This is a genomic window from Isoptericola sp. NPDC019693, from assembly GCF_044389085.1.
Taxonomy (GTDB): Bacteria; Actinomycetota; Actinomycetes; order Actinomycetales; family Cellulomonadaceae; genus Isoptericola.
The window spans coordinates 716,846-739,638 of record NZ_JBIRXP010000002.1 but is presented as its reverse complement, the minus strand read 5'-3'; the positions used below and the strand labels follow the sequence as shown (position 1 = coordinate 739,638).

The window sequence follows — 22,793 nt, the reverse complement described above, 5'->3', positions numbered from 1 at the left end:
GTCAGCGGGGGGCGCGTCGCAGCATACCGGCCACGCGTGCCCACCACGTCGGCCGGAAACGTCGCCACGCGGACGACCCGCCCGGGCCTCCCCCGCGCGCCGACCGCCGGCGGCGCGTCACGTCGTCGAGCACGTCGGCCCAGCGCGCGACGACCGCGGCGTCCGAGTAGCCCCGGGCGGTCGCGCGGGCGGCCTCGCGCATGCGTCCCGCGGCGTCGTCGTCCAGGGTGACGAACCGCTCGATCGCCGCTGCCAGGGCGTCGACGTCGCCGTCGGGCACGAGGAACCCGTCCACCCCGTCCGTGATGATGTCGGCCGGCCCGTACCTGATGTCGTAGGCGATGGGCACGCAGCCGCGCGACATCGCCTCCGCGAACACGAGCGGCAGCCCCTCGGCGCGGCTCGTGAGCAGCAGGAACGAGGCGTCGGCGAGCCGGTCCGCGGCCCCGCGGACGTAGCCGTGCAGCGTCACGCCCGGGACCGTCGCCGCCCGCGCCTCGACGCGGGCCCGCTCCGGGCCATCGCCGTAGACGTCCAGGGTGACGTCGAGCCCCGTGCGCGCGCGGGCCCGCTCGATCCCCGCGACGGCCTGACCGACCCGCTTGCGCCCGTGCAGCGACGCCAGGACGGCGCCGCGGCAGCGGTCCTCGCGCGGGGGCACCGCCCCGTCGGGCAGGTCCGTGCTGTTGGGCACCACGTACGTGTGGGCGCGCTCACCCATCCGCTCGACGATGTCGCGCCGCTGGCCCTCGGTGAGGAAGACCACCGCGTCGAAGTCGTCGAGGTGCTCGACCAGCGGGGTGCGCGCCGCCGTGAGGGGACCGTGCGCGTCGGTCGCCTTCGCGGACAGGTGCGCGCCGTGCACGAGGTGCGCGGTGTAGACGTCCGCGCGCCGGAGCGACGCGAAGAACTTGACCATGGTCTTGCTGTCGACCACGACGTACGCCGGCCGTTCGGGCAGCACGTGGTCCAGCCAGTACCGGTACAGCGACCAGACGGAGCCCCACCGCAGCCCCCGCCGGCCGTCGCGGGAGTACAGCGTGACGCGGCGCTCGCCCGCCCGGTCGTCCACGGCCGCGAGGGTGCCGTCGTCCCGGAAGTGCAGCTGCCGCCGCACCTCGCCGTCAGGGCCCGTCTCGGTCCGGACCAGCTCGCCCTCCGCCCCGCGCGGGACGTCCTCGGGCCGACCCTTCGCCGACGGCGCGACGGCCGCGTCGGGCAGCAGCCGCAGGTCCTCCCACACGTTGTGCAGGGTGACGCCGCCCGTGAGCTCGCCGCGCTCCTCGAGCATGCGGCGGGTCGCCGCGGCGTCCAGGTCCGGGGAGAACGTGAGCACCCGCACGGGGACGCCCGCCTCGCGCGCGAAGGCTCGCGAGCGCCGCAGCAGCGCCGAGGTCATGCCCCCGTAGTCCGCGGGGATGGTCCAGGTCGCGGCGGCGTGGCTCCCGGCAGGAAACCGGGTCGTCCCGAGGCTGTGAGGCACCGGCCCATCGTAGGGTCTGGGGCGCGTCCCCGGCCCGCTTCCCCAGGTCCGCCGAGGACGTGTCGCGCCCGCGCGCGCCGGGCCGCTCGGCGTCGCCGTTCCCGGTCCTGCCCGACCCCGTGGGAGGGGCGAGCCGGACGACCGTAATCCGACTCCCTCGATGTAGTATCAGCCGGCCTGTCGACCCCGAATCGGGAGATCTGATGCCCCGTCGTCCCCTGCACCCCGCCACCTGGCTGCGCGGAGCCCGCCGCCTCGTGCGCTCCGCGCTCGGCCCCCGCGCCGGCGCGTCGCGGCAGGACGCCCTCGCGCTGAGCCACCCGACCACGCACGCGGCGCTCGCGCTGCTCGCGGACCGGGACGTCAAGGGCGCGCAGTCGCTCGTCGACGAGGCGCTGGCCGCCCCCGCGCCCACCGCCGACGCGCTGCTGGCGGCCGGGGTCGTCGCGCACCGCCGGCACCTGCACGAGCGGGCCCTGCACCTCTTCGACCGGGCCGGCGAGGCGCTCGCCACCACGCCCGTGCCGTTCGTCGAGTCGCTCTTCCGTGTCGACCCGCAGCGCGGGCTGGCCCTCGTCCGCTCCTGGCTGGACGACGACGCGTCCGCACCCGCGCCGCGCACCTGGCACACCGCGCTGCGCTACGTGTTCGCGCACGGGGACGACGCGCTGCGCCACGCCGTCCACGACCGGTTCGTCGCGGCGCACGAGAAGGATCCGGCGCGGTGGCCCGGCGGCGCCGCCGAGGTCGCGTGGCTCGAGCGGTGGCGCGGTGCCGCGCGGCACACCACCGCCCCCGCTCCCGGCGGCCGCGTGCCGTTCGCCGTCATGGACTACGTCCAGCCGGGCAGGGGCAAGTCGTCGCAGAACATCGGTGACCACGTGCAGACGCTGTCGTCGCTCGGGCACCTCGTGCGGCGCCGGAACCTGCGCTTCCACGGGAGCCCCGACCTCGTCGGGTTCGCCCAGGACATGCAGGAGCGGGTGCGCCCCGAGCTGCGGCTCGACGGCGAGCCGACCGACGTCGAGCTCTACCGCGTGGACCGTGACGGGTCGTCGTTCCAGGCCTTCCCGGAGGGCACCTGGCTGCTGGAGTTCGGCTGGCACTCCCACGACCTCGCCGGGACCGGCGTGTGGGACTTCCCGATGCACGAGAACCTGCGGCCGATCTTCGTGTCGTTCCACTGCAACAAGCGCGGCCTGCTCACGCCCGAGGTGCTGGACTACCTGCGCGCCCACGGCCCGGTCGGCTGCCGCGACTGGACCACGGTGGACCTGCTGCTCTCGCTCGACGTGCCGGCGTTCTTCTCCGGCTGCCTCACGACCACCGTCAGCACCGTCTTCCCCGAGCTCGAGGAGCGCCCCGCGCCGGCCACGGTGTACGTCGACGCCGTGCGCGAGCCCGTCCCGGACGGGCACGAGAACGTCAAGCAGAGCTACCGCGAGGTCAAGGACCGCACGTTCGTCGAGAACCTGCGCGAGGCGGTCCGCCTGCTCGAGTGGTACCGCACCTCCTTCACGCACGTCGTGACGAAGCGGCTGCACTGCTACCTCCCGACGACGTCGCTGGGCCTGGACGTCGACTTCCAGCCGGCGAGCTTCGCCGACGTGCGGTTCGCCGGGCTGCACCCGCTGGACCACGACGGCTTCGAGGCCATCCGCACCGGCATGATCGCGCGGCTCGAGCCCGTCCTCACCGCCGTCTTCGAGGGCCGCTCCGCCGACGAGGTGTACGCCCTGTGGCGCGAGACCGTCGCCCCCGAGGTCGAGGCCGCCCGCGAGCGGCACGTGGCCGCGACGCCGCTGCCGAGCCTGCCCGCCGACCCGGCGACGCTCGCCGCCCCCGCGGCCGTCACGGCGCCCGCGCGCGGCGCCGCGGACGCCGTCGACGTCGTCCTCCTCCCGAGGCGGACCGAGCTGCCGTACCTGGGCGAGGCGGTGCGCGCGCTCGACGCGTCCAGCACCACCCCGCTGCGCGTGTGGCTCGTCGGTCCCGGCGTGGCCCGGGTGAGCCTGCCCGAGCTCTCGGCGCGCACGACCGTGCACCGCGTCCCGACCACGGCCCTCAAGCTCGGGTCCCTCGGGCTGACCGCCGGCCAGCGCGCGCACCTCGTGCTGCTGCCGCACCTGCTGCCGGGCGTCGACCGCGCGGTGGTGCTGCCCGTGGACGCCGTCGTCCTGGGCGACGTCGCGGAGCTCGCCGCCGTCGACCTGGGCTCCACGGCGGTGGCGGCGCGGCACACGTCGCACGCCGACCCGAGCGGCTTCGGCCTCCTGTACCGCGCGGCCCGCCGGCTGGACGACGCTTCCGCGACGGCCTACGACTTCTACCGCCGCATCCACGCCCGCCACGTGTTCGACTTCAACGCGTTCGACACGGACGTCATGGTGCTCGACCTGGCGCGCCTGCGGGCCGACGGGTACGCGGCCGAGTCGCTGGTCGCCATGCGGGAGTTCCGCATCGACGCCCGCGAGGCCCTGCACCTGCACGTCGGCCCGCACCGCACCGAGCTCGACGCCGCCTGGGACCACGTGCCGACCCGCGACGTCCCGGACGCCCCGGCCCGGCTCGTGCACTGGGCGGACGCCGTCAAGCCGTGGGACGACGCCTACGTCGCCCGGCAGGACCTGTGGGACGCGCGCGCGGCCGAGCCCGCCGAGGTCCAGCCCGTCGGCTGAGCCGACCCGGACCCGACCACCGCGTTGGGTATCGTCGCCGCCCATGACCTCCCAGCCGAGCGCCGTCGCACCGCCCGCCGCGAGCGTCAGCCGCGACCGCCTCGCGCCCCGGTCCCGGCTGCGCGGGCTCGACGGTCTCCGGTTCGTCGCGGCGGCGGTGGTGCTCGGCTACCACTACACGGGCATCGGCATCCCGCAGTGGGGCGCACCGCCGCACGACGTGTTCCCGGTCCTCAACCACGTGACCCGGTACGGGTTCCTCGGCGTCCAGCTCTTCTTCGTGATCAGCGGCTTCGTCATCCTCATGACGGCCTACGGGCGGCCGATCACCGGCTTCGCGGCGTCCCGCGTGGCTCGCCTCTACCCCGCCTACTGGGCGGCCGTGGCCCTCACGGTGGTGCTCCAGCTCGGGTGGGACGGCGGCCGCGACCCGTCGCTGCTGGACTCGGCGGTCAACCTCACCATGCTCCAGGAGGCGTGGGACGTGCCGAACGTCCAGGGCGCGTTCTGGACGCTCTGGTTCGAGATGAAGTTCTACCTGCTGATCGGCGTCTTCATCCTCGTGGGGATCACCCGGCGGCGGGTGATCGCGTTCGCCGTGCTGTGGCCGCTGGTCGCCGAGCTGGCCCGCGCCACGGACGGCGGCCTCCTGTCGTCGCTGCTCATCCCGTCGTACGCGCCGTACTTCGCGGTCGGGATGCTCCTGTTCCTCGTCTACAAGGACGGCGGCGACGCGGCGGTGTGGCTCGGCATCGGCCTCACCACGATCCTCGCGGTCCGGCAGGCGTACCACTACGCCGGCACCGCGGCCGAGCACGTCGGCGCCCCCGTCTCCCCCCTCGTCTGCGGGCTCGCCGTCGCGGCGATGGTCGGCCTGGTGTGGGCGCTCAGCGCGGGGCCGCTGCGGCACCTCGACTGGCGCGTGCTCTCGACGCTCGGCGCCCTCACGTACCCGCTGTACCTCGTGCACGGGCAGTTCGGGTTCGCGGTGATCGACGTCCTGCACGACGACGTCTCCCGCTGGCTGGTCCTGGCGCTCGCGACGGGGCTCTCCGTGGCCATCGCCCTGATGGTGCACCACCTGGTGGAGAACCGCGTGCACGACCGCCTGCGCGACGGCGTGCGGCACGGGCTCGAGAAGTCCCTCGACACCCGCCGCTGATCCCACCCGGCCGGGCGGGCCCGCCGACGGCGCGGGCACCCAACGTTCATCCGCTGGCCACACCGATGTCCCTCCCCCGTCGCCCGCCGCGGTGACAGTGGAGGGGTGACCGCGCTCGTCGAGTCCCCGCTCCAGCTGCTGTCCGCCGTCGAGGCGCACGCCGCCGGGCACGCCGGCGCCCGCTCCCGGGTGCTGGCGCGCGCCGACGTCCCCGCCCTCGCCTCCGCCGTCGACGACGTGCGCGCCCTCGGCCTGCCCGGGGGCCTGAGCGTGGACCTGGCGCCCGTGCCGCGCCGTCTGCCGCACGACGTCGTGGTGGTCGGCGACCCGTTCTCCGGCGCCTTCCAGTCCGCCCTGGTGCGGTCGCTGCGGCCGCCGACGCGGATCGTCGTGGTGGACGACGGGCTCGCCACCCTCGACCTCGCCCACCGCCTGACCTCGGGCAGCTCGCTCGTGCGGATCGGTGCCCCGCCCGGCTCCCTGCGCTACGGGCTCGGCGCGCTGGCGGCGCTCCGGATGCGGCGCGTGGCCGAGGCCGGCGGGCTGAGCCTGTGCACCGCGCTCCCGCTCGACCCCGACCTGCGCTCCTGGCTGCGCCTGCTGGGCATCGGCGTGCTCGAGCACGGCTTCGAGTGGCTGCGGGGCAGGGCCCCGGCCTCCGCGCCGGCGGAGCCGACGGTGGTGGTCGGGTCGCCGCTCGCGGCGGACGGCCTGGTGCAACCGGACCGGTACGTGGCCTGGGTGCGGGGCGTCGCCGCCGACGGACCCCTGCGGTACGTGCCGCACCGCCGCCACGACCCGCGGGTCTCGGCGCTCCTCGAGCAGGTGCCGGGGGTCGAGGTGGACACGCCCGGCGCGCCGGTGGAGATGCGGCTGCGCGGGCTGCGTCCCGGCCAGCGCGTGGTGACGCTGCCCTCCGCCGCCGCCCTCACGCTCCCCCGGGTGCTCCTGCCGCGAGGCGTGGCCGTCGTCCCGCACGCCGTGCCCGGCTCCTGGTGGACCGACCGCGCGACGCCGGAGCTGCGCCACCGCCTCACCGCGGCGCACGAGCTCGCGACCCGCGTCACGGCCTCCCCCGTCGCCGGTCCGCCCCTGCACGAGGCGCAGGCCGCCGTCTCCTGACGGGCCGGACCGGGCGAGCGCGTCACACCGTGACCTGTCGTCACGCTCGCGGGTCGGTTTGCCCCGGGCATCGGGTTCGTGGTTAGCCTGGCCGGCTCCCTGCCCTCGATCTCCACGGTGACCCCTGCGCATGACGACGCTCGTCCGCGACCGCCCGTCCGGCACACCTGCCGCACCGGGCAGCGACACCCGCCGCCCGCCGCGGGCCTTCCGCCCCGAGATCCAGGCGCTGCGGGCGCTGGCCGTGGCCCTGGTCGTCCTCTACCACTTCTGGCCGGGCCGCCTGCCGGGCGGCTACGTGGGCGTCGACGTCTTCTTCGTCATCTCCGGCTTCCTCATCACGGGCCACCTGCTGCGCGAGGCGGAGGCGACCGGCCGGGTACGGCTGGCGCGGTTCTGGGCACGACGCGCGCGCCGCCTGCTGCCCGCCGCCTACCTCGTCCTCGCCGTGACCGTCGTCGCCACTCTGCTGTTCGCGCCGCAGTCCCTCTGGCAGCAGTGGTTCCGCGAGACGCTCGGCGCCACCCTCTACGTCGAGAACTGGGTGCTCGCCGCCCACGCCGTCGACTACCTGGCGGCCGACGGCGACCCCTCTCCGGTCCAGCACTACTGGTCGCTGTCGACGGAGGAGCAGTTCTACCTCGTCTGGCCGCTGCTCGTCGTGCTCGGCACCCTCGTCGCCTCCCGGCGGGGCGGGAGCACGCGTCGCACGACGGCGCTCCTCCTCGGCGCCGCCACCGTCGCCTCGTTCGCGTACTCGCTGTGGCTGACGTCGACGAACCCCGCCCCGGCCTACTTCGCCACCACGACCCGCGCCTGGCAGTTCGGCGCCGGCGCGCTGCTGGCCCTGTGGCTCACCCGTCCGGACCGGCGGCCCGTCGGGGACGGCGTCCGCACCGCGGTGAGCTGGACGGGCCTCGCGCTGCTCGCCGCGTGCGCCCTCACGTACGCGGACTCGACGCCCTTCCCCGGCACGGCGGCGCTCCTCCCGGTGATCGGCACGGTCGCCGTCATCGCCGCCGGCGCGCCGGGCGGACGGCTCGCCCCGACGCCGCTGTTCGCGTGGCGCCCCGTGCAGCAGACCGGCGAGATCTCGTACGCGCTGTACCTGTGGCACTGGCCCGCGATCGTCCTCGCCCCGTTCGTGCTGGGGCACGATGCCGGCCTGCTCGAGCGGGTGGCGCTGCTGGCCGCCGTCGTGCTGCTCGCGGCGACCACCAAGCGGTGGGTGGAGGACCCGGCACGCTTCACGGAGCGCTGGGGCCTGCACCGCACCCGCCGCACCCTCGCCGTCACCGCGGCCGCGACGGCCGCGCTCGCCCTCGTCGCCGGCGGCGGTGTCGCCACGGCCCAGCACCGCGCGCAGGAGCAGGAGGCCGTCGCCGCCCGGATCGTCGCCGACCCGCCGTCCTGCTTCGGCGCCGCGGAGATGGACCCCGGGAAGCCGTGCGACAACCGCGCCCTCGACGACGTCGTCGTCCCCGCCCCCGTCGCCGTCTCCGACGACATCGCGGGCCCCCGGGACTGCTTCGTCGACGTCGACGAGACCGCGCTGGCGGACTGCTCGTTCGGCCCGGTCGACGACCCCGACGTGCCGCACGTCGTGCTCGTCGGCGACTCGCACGCCCGCGCGCTGCTGCCCGCGTTCCGTGAGCTCGCCGCCGAGGGGCGCGTCAGCGTCACCGCCCAGCTCAAGAACTCGTGCGCCTGGACCACCGGCCCCGTCGACGCCGACGGCGAGCGCGCCCGCACCTGCGAGGACTGGCGCGACCGGCTCGGGTCGTGGCTGGAGCAGCACGCCGGGTCGACGGACGCCGTCGTCACCACGGGATACCTCGACTTCCTCTCGGGCGACCCGGACCGGCAGGCGTCCGACCTCGCCGCCGCGTGGCGCCCCGTCGCCGAGCGGGGCGTCCCCATCGTCGCGCTCTCGGACAACCCGCAGCACGACCAGGAGCCGTCGCAGTGCCTCGACGGCGGCCTGGCCGCCGACGCCACCCGCTGCGACCTGCCCGAGGACCAGGCGTTCCCCGACCCGCAGGTGTACGAGAAGGCCGTCGACGAGGTGCCCGGAGCCTCGTTCGTCGACCTCACGCCGCTCTACTGCCGGGACGGCACCTGCCCCGCCGTCATCGGCGGCGTCAACGTGTACCGCGACACGCACCATCTCACCGCCACGTACACGCGCACCATGACGCCCTACCTCGAGCGCGAGCTCCGCGACGTCGGCCTCCCCGTCTGACCTCGCCGCCCTCCCCCGCTGCCGAACAGGCGGTTGACACCGTTATGGGCGCCATCCGACGCCCATAACGGTGTCAACCGCCTGTTCGGCAGCAGGGCGCGGAGGCTGCCCACAGTGATCGCTCGTCCACAGATCGCGCCCGGCCGCCCCGACGCCTCGCCCCAGCGTGCTGCGGTGGCGGGATGCGCACCCTTTCCGGGATCCCCGCCCTGCTCCAGGACGTCGCCGACGCCCAGGAAGGGCTGCTGGCCTCGTCCCAGTGCGAACGGCACGGCGTCGGCGCGTCCCGCCGTTCGCGGCTCGTCGCCGCCGGCCGATGGCACCCCGTGACGCGCGGCGTGTTCGACGTCGTGCCCGTCCTGCCGCGCGCGCGTACCGCGGCCGACGCGCCCCGACGTGCCGTGCCGCCACTCGCCTCCGCCCGTGTGCCGCTCCTGGCGCCCTGGCCACCGAAGTCATCGGGCGACGTGCTGCACGGCCACCTGCGCCGCCGGACGGCGTGGCTCGGGCTGCTCGCGTACGGGCCCGACGCCATCGCTGTCGGGACGTCCGCGCTCGCGATGCACGGGGTCGAGGGGCTGCCGATCGCGACCTCCCCGCAAGCCGCGCTGCCGTCGGCCTCCCGGCGCGCCCCGCGTCCCGGGGTGCCACTGCGGCAGTTCGACGACGGCCTCTCGACCGTGGAGTTCGGTGACCGCCGCACCGGGTCACGCCGGATCGTGACGGCGGAGTGGGCCCTCGCCCAGGCGGTCCCCGAGCTGCCGCTGGCGCACGCGCTCGCGGTCCTCGACTCGGCGCTGCGGCTCGAGGCCGTCGACCGTCGCGGTCTCGAGCGTTCCCACGACCACGACCACGCCCGCGGGCGCCGCGGCGTCGCGGCCCGCCACGACCTCTGGGACCTGGCCGACCCGCGCGCCGCGTCACCGATCGAGTCGATGGCGCGCTGGCAGTGCCTCGAGGAAGGCGTGCCCCCGGACACTCTCCAGCTTCCCTTGCGCGGCCGTTCGGGCCGCCTCCTCGCCGTCGGAGACCTGGCCTGGCGGATTCCCGGCGGATGGCTCGTCGTCGAGATGGACGGGCGTGCTTGGCACGACGACCTCCCCGGCGGTGACCGCAGGGATCGCGACCGCGACAACACGCTCACCGTGCTCGGCGTCCACCTGCTGCGGTTCGACGCCGGGCACGTCGCTCGCGGGGAGGTCGGCACCGCGGTGCGGCGGGCCCTCGGCGCGGCCCGCCGAACAGGCGGTTGACACCGTTATGGGTGTCCGGTGGCACCCATAACGGTGTCAACCGCCTGTTCGGCGCCGGGGCCGCGGCGTCAGGGAGCGAGCCTGTTGTCCACCATGGACAGCGCGGAGCCGATGGCCATGTGCATGTCGAGGTACTGGTACGTGCCCAGCCGGCCGCCGAAGTGCACGTCGGGCTCGTCGGCCATGAGCTCGCGGTAGCGCTTGAGCCGTTCACGGTCGTCGGGGGTGTTGACCGGGTAGTACGGCTCGTCGCCGCGCTCGGCGAAGCGCGAGTACTCCCGCACGATGACGGTCTTGTCGCTCGTGTACTCCCGCTCGGGGTGGAAGTGCCGGAACTCGAGGATGCGGGTGTACGGCACCTCGGTGTCGGCGTAGTTCATCACCGGCGTGCCCTGGAAGTCGCCCACCGGCAGCACCTCGCGCTCGAAGTCGAGGGTGCGCCACGACAGCGAGCCCTCGGCGTCGTCGAAGTACCGGTCCACCGGCCCCGTGTACACCACCGGCACCTGCCCGACCACGGCCTTCTTGCTCACCGGCTGCGCGTCGTCGAAGAAGTCCGTCGACAGGCGCACCTCGATGTTCGGGTGGTCCGCCATCCGCTCCAGCCACGCCGTGTACCCGCCGACCGGCAGGCCCTCGTGCGTGTCGTTGAAGTACCGGTTGTCGTACGTGTACCGCACCGGCAGGCGCGAGATGATCGACGCCGGCAGCTCGCGCGGGTCCGTCTGCCACTGCTTGGCCGTGTACCCCTGGATGAACGCCTCGTACAGCGGCCGGCCGATCAGCGACACGCCCTGCTCGTCGAGGTTCTCCGGTCGCTTGCCGTCCAGCTCCGCCGCCTGCTCGCGCACCAGCGCCCGCGCCGCGTCCGGCCCGTGCGCCGACCGGAAGAACTGGTTGATCGTGCCCAGGTTGATCGGCATCGGGAACACCTCGCCCCGGTGCGTGGTGTACACGCGGTGCACGTAGGACGTGAACGCCGTGAACCGGTTGACGTACTCCCACACGCGCTCGTTCGACGTGTGGAACAGGTGCGCCCCGTACCGGTGCACCTCGATCCCCGTGTCCGGGTCGGTCTCGCTGTACGCGTTGCCGCCGAGGTGGTCACGACGGTCGATCATGAGCACCTTGCGGCCCTGGGCGGCCATCCGCTCGGCGACGGTCAGGCCGAAGAGCCCGGTACCGACGACGACGAGGTCGGTCATGCGTTCCTCCTGGTCAGCGGGTCGGTCGGTCGGGCTGGTAGCCGCCGCGCAGGCGGGTGTACGCGCGGTACCCGGCCTTGCGCACCGGCTCGGGCACCACGCGGTAGCCGGCGCGCACCACGACGTTGCGGACCAGCTGCGGCCCGGTGACGAAGCCCTCGGCGTGCAGGGTGCGCTGCAGCGCGAGCTCGGAGGCCAGCAGGCGGCGCCCGCCGCGCCGCGCGTACGCCCCGGCGCCGACCCGGTACAGCACGAGCGGCTCGACGACGTTCTGCGCGTCCGCGCCCCCGGCGATCATGCGGGCGAAGAGCAGGTAGTCCTCCATGAGGTCCAGGTGCTCGTACCCGCCCGCGGCCGCGACGGCGGAGCGCCGGTACACGACCGACGGGTGGTTGAACGGGTCGCGGAACCGCGCGGTGGTCGCGATGTCGTCGCCGGTGGGCGGGACGCGCACCATGCCGGGCGCGTGCTCGTCGTCGTCGAACTCCTGGATCGCCGAACCGACGATGTCGCACCCGGCGGCCACGAGCGGCACCTGCACGGCGAAGCGCTCGGGGCGGGAGATGTCGTCGGCGTCGGCGCGCGCCACGATCTCGTGCTTGCACGCCTCGAGGCCGGCCTCCAGCGCGCTGGCGAGACCCACGTTCTTCTCCAGCGGCACCAGCGTGACGGGCACGGGGGTGAGCTCGTGCAGGCGGGCGAGCACCGCGGCGGCGTCGTCACCCACGGGCCCGTCGCGCACGACGACGACCTCGTCCGGCCGCAGCGTCTGGTCGCGCGTGACGGACAGGAAGCTGCGCTCCAGGTGCGCGGCGTCGTCGCCCGCGTACACGGGCAGCAGCACGGAGAACCGGCGGTCGTCGAGCGCTCCGCGGGCGACGGCCGGCACGTCGGTCGCGGCCGTGCCCTCGGCCGCGACCGCGGCGACGCCGTCCTGCCCCCGCTCGACGCGCGCGACGCTCAGACCGGCGGGCCCGACGCCGGCCAGCACCTCGGTGTCGGCACGCGGCCGCCGCACGACGCCGTGCCACAGCCCTCGGCCGCCGGCCTTGAGCAGGGTGCCGCGGTCGGACGAGCGCGCGATCGTGCGGGCCCAGCGCCGCAGCGTCGAGCCGCCGTAGAGCAGCCGCTCGGAGGGCGCGAGCGCCGCGGAGCGCGTGAACGTCCACACCTTGTTGCGGACCTCGTAGTAGAAGCGCGGGCCCGGGTCGTGGTCGGTGCCGACCAGGCGGGCCGTGCGGTGCTCGACGACGCTGCCGGGCACGTACAGCCCGGTGCCGCGGCGCAGCAGGCGGGTCGAGAACTCGAAGTCGTCGTTCCAGATGAAGAAGTCGCTGACGGGCAGACCGTGCTCGCGCACCGCCCGCGCGTCGACCAGCATCGACACGAACGACATGGACCGCACCGGCATCGCGCCCGCGGCGCGCGCCCGCGCCAGCTCGGCGGGCGATGCCCCCGGGCGGCTGCGCGGCGTGTTCATGGGGTGGTCGCTGCCGTCGGTCCACACCACGCGGCTCGCCATCGCGGTGACGTCGCCGGCGTAGGCCTCCCGGGCGCCGAGCAGCGCCTCGAGGGCGGTCTCGGTGGGCACGGTGTCGTCGTCCATGAGCCACACGAGGTCGGCGTCGAGGTCGGCGACGGCGGTCGCGAGGCCGACGGCGAACCCGCCCGCACCGCCGGTGTTGCGCTGGAGCGCTACGACCTCGGGGGTGCTCGGGTGGGACCGCGCGACCTGCAGGGCGTCGTCGGTCGACGCGTTGTCGACCACGACCGTACGGTCGACCGGCCGGCTCTGGGCGGCCAGCGCGTCGAGGGCTGCCCCGAGCAACGCGGCCCTGTTGTACGACACGACGACCGCGACGACGGTGGGAGTGGACATCCCGCACATCCTAGTGGTGCTCCGTGGGGGGACGGTGCCCGCCCGGCGCTCCTGGCACGCCACCCGCGCCGCGGGAGAAGGTCGCGCGCCACGTCGCCGGCGCGACCAGGCCCGGCGCCGCGGCTCCCCAGCTCCGGGACACCGCACCCCAGCGGGCCGCCAGGCGCAGGTGGGCCACGACCGTGGCTCCGGCGAGACGCCAGAACCGGCGCGGGTCGCGCCGCAGCCAGGTGCCCGTGGCGCCGTCTCCCGCCAGCACGAGCACGGAGTCGTGCTCGGGGACCTCCCACCAGGTGGCCTGGTCGCGGGTGAGCGCACCGCGCGGCCGGCCGACGGGGGCGGGTCGGAGGTTGCGCACCAGGCCGCGCAGGGCGAACCGGACCAGCGCGCCCGCGGACGTCGGCTTCGGGCGGGCCGGAGCCGCCCAGCGCCGCCCGGCCGCGTCGTCGAACGTCCCGTCCCCGGGCCGGTACGTCGCCGTCTCGGGGTGGCCCGCGCCGACCGCGCGGGAGGCGGGCACGACGTCGGCCAGGCCCGCGTGCAGGTCACCCGGGCCGGCGATGAGGTCGCGCAGCGCCCGGACGTGCAGGTCGACGGGGTAGTACCGCATCCCCAGCAGCAGCTTGAGGTCGGTGGCGAGCAGGCTCGCCAGGAGCAGGCCGCCCCGCGGGCGCCGGGCGTGCAGGAGCGCCGCGATGATGCGGTTGCGCACGTGCACGTACGCCTGCCACTCGACCGTGTCGTCCTTCTCGGTCCAGGCCACGTGCCACAGCGCCGCCCCCGGGAAGGACACGGTGGCGTGGCCGGCGTCACGCGCGCGCAGCCCGAACTCGGCGTCGTCCCACTTGAGGAACAGGGGCAGCGACAGCCCCACGTCGCGCAGCACGGCCGTGGGGATGAGGCACATCCACCACCCGTTGAAGTCGCTCTCGCCGCGGGCGTGCAGCCAGGGGGTGTCGCGCAGCGGCGCGGCGGCCAGGTCGTGCCACTGCTGGTCGAACCGCGGCGGCCCCCACATGAAGTCGCGCTCGTGCACCACCTCGCTGAACGAGTTGAGCACCGTGGGGCGCAGGAGGTCGAGCATGTGCCCGCCCACGACGACGGGCTCGCGCGCCGCACGGTGGAGGCGGACCGCCCGCAGCAGCGCCTCCGGCTCCACCTCGACGTCGTCGTCGAGGATCAGCACGGCGTCGGCCCCGTCCCGGTCCAGCGTCTCGAGCATGCCGCGCGAGAACCCCCCGGAGCCGCCGAGGTTGGGCTGCTCGATCACCGTGAGCTGGCTCCCGAGGGCCGCGGCGACCTCTGGGTAGTCGGGGTGGTCGACCAGGCGCTGCCTGCCCTGGTCCACCACGAACACCGTGCCGACCACGTCGCGGAGCGCCTCCGACGCGGCGATCCGGCGCAGCGTCGCGACGCAGTACTCCGGCTTGTCCATCGTCGTGATCGAGAGGCACACGTCGCCCGTCCGCCGCGGTGCCGCGTCCACGAGCCAGCGCGCGTCGGTGAGGACGACGTCGGCGTCGCCGGCGTCCACCTCGAACCACAGCCAGCCGCCGTCGTCGGAGCCCGCGACGTCCACGTCGAGCACCACCGTGCCGCCGTCGACCGGCGCCGACGCCACGACGGACGCCTCGCCCTGCGCGTCGGAGCGGACGAGTCGGAGCGTGCCGTCACCGCCGGCCGCGACCTCCAGCCGTACGGTCCGCACGCCGGCCCACCGCACCCAGTAGGAGGCCGGGAACGCGGAGAAGTAGGTGGCGAACCCCTGGCTCGTGCCGACGGGCACACGGACGGCGCCGTCGCGGACGACGGCGGGCCCGTCCTCCACGGCCAGGTCGCGGCGGTCGGGCGGGAGCGTCAGGATCAGCTGCTGCGCGAGATGCACGCGGGCGAGCCTAGCCGCGCCGCAGACGGCGCTTGACCCGCGAGCCGAGCGCACGGACGAGCTCGCGGCCGCTGGCGTCGGACAGCGCGGGCCCGGCCCGGCGCCTGTCCTTGGCGGTCGCCTCGAGCTGGGCGATCTCCTCCCGGGCGGTCGCCAGGCGGTCCTCCTCGCGGCGGCCCTGCCGGATCACGCCGAGGATCGCCTCGACCGCGGCGTCGATCGGCACCACGTCGCTGCGCAGGGGCGGGTCCTCCGCCGAGCGGACCGGGGCGCGCAGCGGCGCCAGGTCGCCGACCACCCGCACCCCCGACGCCACGATCTGCTCCACGTGGCTCGAGGCGCGGGCCTCCGCGATCTCGGCCGCCCACGTGGGCAGCACGAGCCTGGTGTCGTGGTCACCGGTGCGGCGCCACCGGAGCACGGCGGTGGACGCCGAGTCGCGGAGCCACTTGCAGTACTCGAGCCAGGTGAGCTGCTTGCGGAGCTTGAGGTTGAGGCGCCGCAGGAGCTCGGCCTCCTCGAGCGACATCCCCCGGTTCGAGGCCTTGCCGTCGAGCTTCGCGGTCCGCAGCAGCCCCGGCTCGAGCGCGAGCATCGACTCGAAGGCGTCGAACAGCAGCTCCGGGGTCGACTTGTCCACCACGACCACCGTGACGTGCTCCGGGCCGAAGGCCTCGGCCCAGCGGGTCACGACGCGCCCCTGGTCGATCCGGTCCCGGAACGACCGCAGCTCGTGGTCGGGGTCGTCGGAGAGCACGCCCCGCAGCCAGGGCTCGAACTCGAGCCGCTCGCCCTCCTTCGTCATCTGCTGCCAGAGGGAGGGCAGGATCGAGCCGTAGTTGCGCAGCGTCACGACGGCGTGCGCACGCTCCCCCAGCTCCTGGCGCCACCGTGCGGCCGTCGCGTCGTCGGCGTTGGCGGCGAACTCGTGCCCGATCCACACCCGGTGGTCCGTGTCGGCGTCGATCTCGGCCCGCAGGCGTCGCCACGCGCCCTCGACCGGCGTGGTGTCCCAGCCCCACGAGTGGCCCATGAAGTCGTTCACCGCGCTGCGGTGGTTGACCTTGGTCCCCGGGTACCGCACCCCCTGCGCGAGGAGCTGCGGGCGCAGCGCCGCGGCCGCGTTCTGCAGGCTCGTCGTGCCGGTCTTCATCAGCCCGATGTGCAGGAGCAGCGCCCGCTCGGGCAGCTGCAGGGACTCGGTCGGGGCGGTGCTGGTGGACATCCCATCTCCTCCGGGACCCGGCGTCGGGTCCCTCGACGCCGGGGCTCGTGGCCAGCAGGCTACCTGTCCCTGCCGGGAGCCCGCTGGGAGCGCTTCACGACCCCGACGCCAGGTCGTCCGTCACCAGCGGGCGAGGGAGATCTGCGCGATGCGCACCTTCCGGCCGTCGTTCACCTTCCGCAGGGTCACCGTGCCGTCGTTGTGCCCGGAGAGGGTGACGCTCATGACCCGGTCCCAGGAGGACGCCCGGTTGAAGTCGAGGGTGCCGCGCACCTTGCCGCCCACGAGGACCTGCACCTTGCCGTCCCCCGGCGACGTGGCCCCGCGGACCACGACCCGGTGCACCTGGTTGGCGCTCTTGAGGCTGATCGTCTTCCCACCGGTGGCCGTCTGGTAGGCGTTGTCGCCGTACAGCTTCGTGTGGTGGATCTTCTTCCACCCGCTGGAGACGGACCACGACTTGGGCATGATCGTGGTGCTGGTGCGCACCAGAGTCGTCATGGGCCCGCGGTGGTACTTCGAGCTGATCGCGCGCACGGCGATCTCGCGCGACTTGCCCCGGTCGAGGTTCACCGTGACGGACGTCGCCGTGGTCGACGACCTGAGCACCCGCCAGTAGTTCGTGCTGGGCATGTCGGAGTTCCAGTGCGCCTCGCGGTAGAGCACCTGGTAGTAGCGCGCGCCCGGCACCTTCTTCCACCGGTACGTGGCCTTGGTGGACCACTGCACCGGCGACTGCGCGGCCGTCGGCGCGTACCGCGCGGGGGCGTTCACGGCCCACCGGATCGCGCCGTACTTCTTGATGGCCGCGGCCTTGCGCGACGCCGCACCGCTGCGCAACGTCCCCATCTTCGCGGCGAGGTAGCGGCCCGGGCAGGCGGTCTCGTTGGTCGTGCGGTGCATCAGCACCGTCGGCACCCGCACCTTCGTCCCGGGCTTGGCCCGCGTCCCGGAGCCGGTCGAGCCGCCCGTGACCAGCGTGGTCGTGCCCTTCGGGTCGATCTTGTACTGGTACGCCTTCCAGGCGATCACCTTCGCCATCCCGGTGAGGAGGGCGCTGGTGGGCTTCGCGGTGTCGAAGTTGCCCATCGCGGACACCCCGATCGTGCCCGTGTTGTACCCGCCGGCCTGGGCGCCGATCGGGTTGTCGACGCGAGCGTCCTTGCGCCCCTGGAAGATGTTCCCGTACTTGTCGACGAGGAACTGGTAGCCGATGTCGGGCCAGCCGCGCGACTTCGTGTGATAGGCGTAGATGCCCCGCACCAGGGCCGCCGACTGGCTCTCCTTGTAGCCGTTGGTCCCGGCCGTGTGGTGCACGTAGATGGCCTTGAGGGACTTCGAGGTCTCGGGCCAGCTCCCCGCGAGCGACTCGTCCGCGCCCCACCCGGAGCGCGTGACGACCGACGGGCGGATCTCGAAGCCCGTGCCCGCGCTGGCGGAGGACGCCGGCGCGGCGTCGTCACCCACGAACGCGTCCGCCCGCGACGTGCCCGGGTCGACGACGTCCACCTGGAGCCCGCTCGGCGGGGTCCCGTCCGCGGTGCGCACGCGCGCCTGCACGCCGTCGGCGCCGGTCGAGACGATCGGTTCCGTCCCGGCGCGGCCGCCGTCGACGGTGACGCCGTCCAGCCCGAGGGACTGCCAGTCGGTCCACCGGCCGTCCTCGCGCAGCCGCACCGCCACCTCGGTGACCTCGCTGCCCGTCGCCTCGTCCCACGTGACCCCGGCGACGAGGAAGTCCTGCGTCGTGGTGCGCTCGCTCAGCGCCGCCAGATCGCCCTCGTCCGGGGCCTCCTGAGCCAGCGGGGTGGCGGCGCCGTCGGGCGCGACCTTCTTCGCCACCTCGGAGGTCGGCAGCTCCGCCTCCGCACCGTCGTGCTCGTGCCCCACGGCGTCGGCGAGAGCCCCCTTCTCGTGCCGGGCGTCGGCGTCGACGCCCCGCACCGGCACGTGCTCCACGTCCGGGGAGACGGCGTGCGCCTCCGGGACCGGGAGGGAGACCGTGGGCAGCACGACCCCCGCGAGGGCCAGCGCCACGACGGTCGACGTCGTGACGGCGGTCCGGGCCGCCCTTCGAGCCGTGCGTGTCGTCGTCATGCTCGTCTCCGCTCGTCCAGCACTGGTCGATCGCCGATCGGTCCGACGGTCAGAGGGGTCTCGGTCGACCCGCACGGCGCTTCGTCGCGCCGGGCACCTGACCCGCACGACGATAAGGACGGATCCGTGTGTCAGCACCTCGAAGCGCGGCCCGGCCCCTCCGCGTCTCCAGATGCTGGTGCGCTCCGGCTGGGGCACAGTGCATACGGGGGTGCATGACCATGACGCACGAAGACACGACCTCGCGGGCCCGGGTCCGCCGACCGCGCCGGCTGCGGGCCGCCGTGGCCTCGGTCCTCGCCGGCATGATGCTGGCGGCGAGCGGCACGGTGGTGGCCGCGACGTCCGCGCAGGCCGCGGTGCCGTCGTCGTTCACGCTGACGGGCTCGGGATTCGGGCACGGCGTGGGGATGCCGCAGTACGGCGCCTACGCGATGGCGCGGCAGGGCTCGGCCAGCTGGAGCATCCTGCAGCACTACTACGCCGGCGGGAAGGTCGCCTGGAAGGACACGACCGGGAACAACATCCTCGTCCAGGTCTACGGCAAGGACCCGCTCGGGCGGTCGGGCTACGGCGACACGAGGACGACGACCACGGTCACGGTGAGCGGAGGCGACTGGCGCCTGCGCGACGAGGACGGGAAGACCCTGACCTCCGGGTCCGGCACGGAGACGTTCGCCGTCACCGTCACGGCCGGCGGGCGGTCCCGGATCACGGTGAACGGCACCAAGTACTACGACCAGGTGCTGCGGCTGCACTGGTCGGGCACCCGCTACTACAAGCCCACCGGCAAGCGCGCGGTCGCGACGGTCTCCGGGGCGCACGGCTCGTACAAGCACGGCCGCCTCACCGCGACGGCACGCGGCGGCGTCCCGAACATCACGAACGACGTGCTGCTCAACACCGAGTACCTGTACGGCATCGCGGAGATGCCGTCGTCGTGGGGCCTCAACGGCGGCCTGTCCGCCCTGGCCGCCCAGGCGATCACCGCGCGCTCGTACGTGATGACCAAGCCGCTCCTCGCCGCGTGCCGGTGCAACGTCGTCGACGACGTGCGCGACCAGTACTACTCCGGCTGGAAGAAGGAGAGCGAGGGCACGGACGCCAAGTACGGCAAGGTCTGGAAGAAGGGCGTCGACGCCACCACCTCCAGCCGCACCCGGGCCAGGGTGCTGACGTACGGCGGCAAGGCCGTCGCCGCGCACTACTTCTCGTCCAGCGGCGGACGCACCGCGAACTCCGAGGACGTCTGGTCGTCGAAGATCGCCTACGAGCGCTCGGTGTCCGACCCGTACAGCAAGGCCGCGCCGGGCAACTCGTACGCGTCCTGGACGCGCAAGCTCACGCAGTCGCAGGCGCGCTCGCTGTTCGGGCTGGGCGACGTCAAGACGATCAGCGTCTCGGCGAAGTGGTCGAGCGGTCAGGCCCGCACCCTCACGGCGACGTCGTCGACGGGGAAGAAGGCGACGGTCACGGGCAAGGCCGACTGGATCCGGTCGACGGTGGGCAAGCGCACGACGGCGGGGTCGATGCCCGCCGCGTGGATCACCAAGATCACTCCGGTGACCTAGGCGACCTGGCGGGGCTGCCTCACAGGGGGCGGGCGTCGCTCTCCAGCAGCACGGGCACGCCGTCGCGCACGGGGTAGGCGAGCGGACGCTCCGGGTCGGTGGAGCGCAGCTCGGGCTCGCCGTCCGGCCCGACGGCGTCGACGAGCTCCGCGCCCGTCACGGGGCAGCGCAGGATCGAGCGCACCCACGGGTCGATCGGGCTCTCGGCCTGGTGGTCGGTCATGCGTCCTCCTCCTGCCGCACGAGCGACAGGACGTCGTCGCGCACCTTGACCATGATGTCCTCGTCGGCGGCCTCGACGTTGAGCCGCAGCAGCGGCTCCGTGTTGGAGGCGCGCAGGTTGAACCACCACTGCGGGTGGCCGTCCCAGTGCGCCACCGTGAGGCCGTCCAGCTCGTCGACGGCCGCCTGCGGGTAGGCGGACGCGTAGGCCTCGCGCACCCGCGCCGTCGCCGCCGCGGCGTCCGCCACGGTCGAGTTGATCTCCCCCGACGCCACGTACGGCGAGTACATCTCCGCCAGCGCCGACAGCGGGTGCGGCTGCTCACCGAGCGCGGCCAGCACGTGCAGCGCGGCGAGCATCCCGGTGTCGGCGAAGAAGAAGTCGCGGAAGTAGTAGTGGGCGCTGTGCTCCCCGCCGAAGACGGCGTCGTGCTGAGCCATCTGCGCCTTGATGAACGAGTGCCCCACGCGGGTGCGCACGGTCGTCGCGCCCGCGGCCTGCAGCAGGTCGGGCACGGCGCGGGACGTGATGAGGTTGTGGATCACCGTGGGCGTGCGGCCCGCCTCGAGCTCCTTGGCGACCTCGCGCAGCCCGACGAGCGCCGTGACCGCCGACGGCGAGACCGGGTCGCCGTGCTCGTCGACCACGAAGCAGCGGTCGGCGTCGCCGTCGAACGCGAGGCCGAGGTCGGCGTCGTGCTCGACGACGGCGGCCCGCAGGTCCTCGAGGTTCTTCGGGTCCAGCGGGTTGGCCTCGTGGTTCGGGAAGCTGCCGTCCAGCTCGAAGTACAGGGGCACGACGTCGAGCGGCAGGGCCGGCAGCCCGGCGGCCGTGCCCAGCACCGCCGGCACCGTGTGCCCGGCCATGCCGTTGCCGGCGTCCACCACGACCTTGAGCGGCCTGATCCCCGACACGTCGACGAGGCCGCGCAGGAAAGCCGCGTAGTCGGCGAGGGTGTCGACGTCGGAGACCGTGCCGGGCGTCGCCTCCGCCTCGTCCACGGAGGGGGCGGCCGACGGGTCGTCGAGCATGCGCTGCGCGAGCTCGCGGACGTCGGCCAGGCCGGTGTCCTGCCCCACGGGCCGCGCGCCGGCGCGGCACAGCTTGATGCCGTTGTAGACGGCCGGGTTGTGCGAGGCGGTGAACATCGCGCCCGGCGCGTCCAGCGCACCGGACGCGTGGTACAGCCCGTCCGTGGAGCACAGGCCGATCCGCACGACGTCGACGCCGGCCGCGGTGACACCGTCGGTGAACGCGTCGACCAGCTCCGGGCCGGACTCGCGCATGTCGTGACCGACGACCACCCGCGTCGCGCCCTCCGGCGCCGCCACGACCCGGGCGAACGCGGCGCCGATCGCGCGGGCCACGGCCGGCGAGAGCTGGTCGGGCACGGTGCCGCGCACGTCGTACGCCTTGATGATGTGGGCCAGGTCGATCGTCACGTCCCACAGCGTACGTGCCTCCCCCGGTCGTGAGCGGGTGGTTCTGCGGGCGGACTTGCGGCCGGGGCGGCGCCGCGCGGGCGCGCGTGTGCAAGGGTGGTGCCGTGCCCGAGCTCTACCCGCTGGAGAACACCGTCCAGCACGCCGACTGGGGCTCCCGCACGCGGATCCAGGCCCTGCTGGGCACCGAGCCGGACGGCACGCCCGCCGCCGAGCTGTGGCTGGGCGCCCACCCCAGCGCCCCGTCACGGGTGGACCGCGACGGGTCCCTGCTGGAGCTCGTGCGCTCGGCGCCCGACGCGATGCTGGGCCGCCGGGTCGCCGACGAGTACGGGCCCCGGCTCCCCTACCTCCTCAAGGTCCTCGCCGCGGACCGCGCCCTGTCGCTCCAGGTGCACCCCAAGCCGCACGCGGCGCGCGCCGGGTTCAACCGCGAGAACCGGCGGGGGCTGCCGCCGGGCGACCCCGGACGCTCGTTCCACGACGACCAGCACAAGCCCGAGATGGTCGTCGCGCTCACCGAGTTCGAGGGGCTCGCGGGCTTCCGGGCGCCGCGCGCGGTCCTCGACCTCCTGGACGGGCTCGACGGCGGGCTCGTGGCGGCCGTGCGCGACGTCCTGCGCACCGACCGGTCCCCCGCCGGCGTCAAGGCCGCGTTCTCCCGCATCGTCGCGGCACGCCGCGACCCGGGCGCCGCGGCCGACGTCGCGACCACCGTCGGGTCGGTCGCCGCGCGGCTGGCCGGGGGCTCGCCGTCGTCGCGCGCCGACGCGACCGTGCTGCAGCTGGCGGAGCAGCACCCCGGGGACGCGGCGGCCCTCGCGTCGCTCCTGCTGAACCGCGTCACGCTCGACCCCGGTCAGGGCCTCTTCCTCCCGGCGGGCGAGGTGCACGCGTACCTCACCGGGCTCGGGGTCGAGATCATGGCGTCGTCGGACAACGTGCTGCGGGCGGGCCTCACCACGAAGCTCGTCGACGAGGCCGCCCTCGTCGAGTGCGCGTCGTTCGTGCCGCGCCCGCCGCAGCCGCCCCGCACGCGGGTCGCGGGCGGGCGGGGCCAGGTGACGACCTACCGCGCCCCGGTGCGCGAGTTCGCGCTCACGGCGGCCGACGTCGACCCGGCCGAGGACGTCGAGCTCCCCGCCGAGGGGCCTCGCATCGTGCTGTGCCTGTCCGGAGACCTCAAGCTCACCGCCGAGGCCTGCCCCGCTCCCGCGACGCTGCACCGCGGCGCGTCGGTCTTCGTCCCGCACGCCGCCGGGGAGCTGCGGCTGTCCGGGTCGGGGCACGCGGTGTGCGCGTGGGTCCCCTGACCGGACGGCGGAG

General features: G+C 74.6%; 15 protein-coding genes. 7 read left to right on the top strand and 8 right to left on the bottom strand.

What is annotated here, in order from left to right; all coding sequences use genetic code 11:
• Position 1 precedes the first annotated feature (1 nt).
• Complete coding sequence (locus tag ACH436_RS08720) at positions 2–1,483, bottom strand: glycosyltransferase (RefSeq protein ID WP_430559797.1); 1,482 nt, start codon at positions 1,481–1,483, stop codon at positions 2–4.
• 203 nt (positions 1,484–1,686) lie between these two features.
• On the opposite strand from ACH436_RS08720, the gene ACH436_RS08715 reads away from it, so the two are divergent.
• The 5 genes from ACH436_RS08715 (at position 1,687) to ACH436_RS08695 (ending at position 9,940) form a co-directional block, all read left to right on the top strand.
• Positions 1,687–4,161 (top strand): hypothetical protein, encoded by a 2,475-nt coding sequence (locus ACH436_RS08715; RefSeq protein WP_430559796.1) that lies wholly within the window; start codon positions 1,687–1,689, stop codon positions 4,159–4,161.
• A gap of 43 nt (positions 4,162–4,204) precedes the next feature.
• Entirely contained in the window at positions 4,205–5,323 is a 1,119-nt protein-coding gene (locus ACH436_RS08710; RefSeq protein ID WP_430559795.1) for an acyltransferase family protein, read from the top strand.
• Between the two features lie 105 nt (positions 5,324–5,428).
• The gene (locus ACH436_RS08705) at positions 5,429–6,445 is read left to right on the top strand and encodes a hypothetical protein (protein ID WP_430559794.1); all 1,017 of its coding nucleotides are present in this window, start codon (positions 5,429–5,431) and stop codon (positions 6,443–6,445) included.
• Between the two features lie 130 nt (positions 6,446–6,575).
• Positions 6,576–8,687, top strand: coding sequence for an acyltransferase family protein (locus ACH436_RS08700; RefSeq protein WP_430559793.1), 2,112 nt, complete (start codon positions 6,576–6,578; stop codon positions 8,685–8,687).
• Between the two features lie 182 nt (positions 8,688–8,869).
• A complete protein-coding gene (locus ACH436_RS08695) occupies positions 8,870–9,940 on the top strand; it encodes a hypothetical protein (RefSeq protein ID WP_430559792.1) in 1,071 nt (356 codons plus the stop codon).
• A gap of 68 nt (positions 9,941–10,008) precedes the next feature.
• Here the strand turns inward: ACH436_RS08695 and glf are convergent, their stop codons facing one another.
• The 5 genes from glf to ACH436_RS08670 form a co-directional block, all read right to left on the bottom strand.
• Complete coding sequence (gene glf / locus ACH436_RS08690) at positions 10,009–11,145, bottom strand: UDP-galactopyranose mutase (RefSeq protein ID WP_430559791.1); 1,137 nt, start codon at positions 11,143–11,145, stop codon at positions 10,009–10,011.
• Between the two features lie 13 nt (positions 11,146–11,158).
• Complete coding sequence (locus ACH436_RS08685; protein WP_430559790.1) at positions 11,159–13,024, bottom strand: glycosyltransferase; 1,866 nt, start codon at positions 13,022–13,024, stop codon at positions 11,159–11,161.
• Positions 13,025–13,034: 10 nt separating this feature from the next.
• Positions 13,035–14,909: a glycosyltransferase gene (locus ACH436_RS08680; RefSeq protein ID WP_430559789.1), complete on the bottom strand. Its 1,875-nt coding sequence runs from the start codon at positions 14,907–14,909 to the stop codon at positions 13,035–13,037.
• Between the two features lie 10 nt (positions 14,910–14,919).
• Positions 14,920–16,134 (bottom strand): hypothetical protein, encoded by a 1,215-nt coding sequence (locus ACH436_RS08675; protein ID WP_430559788.1) that lies wholly within the window; start codon positions 16,132–16,134, stop codon positions 14,920–14,922.
• 120 nt (positions 16,135–16,254) lie between these two features.
• A complete protein-coding gene (locus ACH436_RS08670; protein WP_430559787.1) occupies positions 16,255–18,231 on the bottom strand; it encodes a peptidoglycan recognition protein in 1,977 nt (658 codons plus the stop codon).
• Between the two features lie 215 nt (positions 18,232–18,446).
• On the opposite strand from ACH436_RS08670, the gene ACH436_RS08665 reads away from it, so the two are divergent.
• Positions 18,447–19,802, top strand: coding sequence for a SpoIID/LytB domain-containing protein (locus tag ACH436_RS08665; protein WP_430559786.1), 1,356 nt, complete (start codon positions 18,447–18,449; stop codon positions 19,800–19,802).
• A gap of 19 nt (positions 19,803–19,821) precedes the next feature.
• Here the strand turns inward: ACH436_RS08665 and ACH436_RS08660 are convergent, their stop codons facing one another.
• The gene (locus tag ACH436_RS08660; RefSeq protein ID WP_430559785.1) at positions 19,822–20,025 is read right to left on the bottom strand and encodes a Trm112 family protein; all 204 of its coding nucleotides are present in this window, start codon (positions 20,023–20,025) and stop codon (positions 19,822–19,824) included.
• Positions 20,022–21,467 (bottom strand): phosphomannomutase/phosphoglucomutase, encoded by a 1,446-nt coding sequence (locus ACH436_RS08655; protein ID WP_430559784.1) that lies wholly within the window; start codon positions 21,465–21,467, stop codon positions 20,022–20,024. Before ACH436_RS08655 ends, ACH436_RS08660 begins: the two co-directional genes overlap by 4 nt.
• Positions 21,468–21,571: 104 nt before the next feature.
• Between ACH436_RS08655 and manA the strand changes: the two genes are divergently transcribed.
• Positions 21,572–22,780 carry a mannose-6-phosphate isomerase, class I gene (manA, locus tag ACH436_RS08650; RefSeq protein ID WP_430559783.1) on the top strand — a complete coding sequence of 403 codons (1,209 nt, stop codon included), beginning with the start codon at positions 21,572–21,574 and terminating at the stop codon, positions 22,778–22,780.
• The last annotated feature ends 13 nt before the right edge of the window (positions 22,781–22,793 follow it).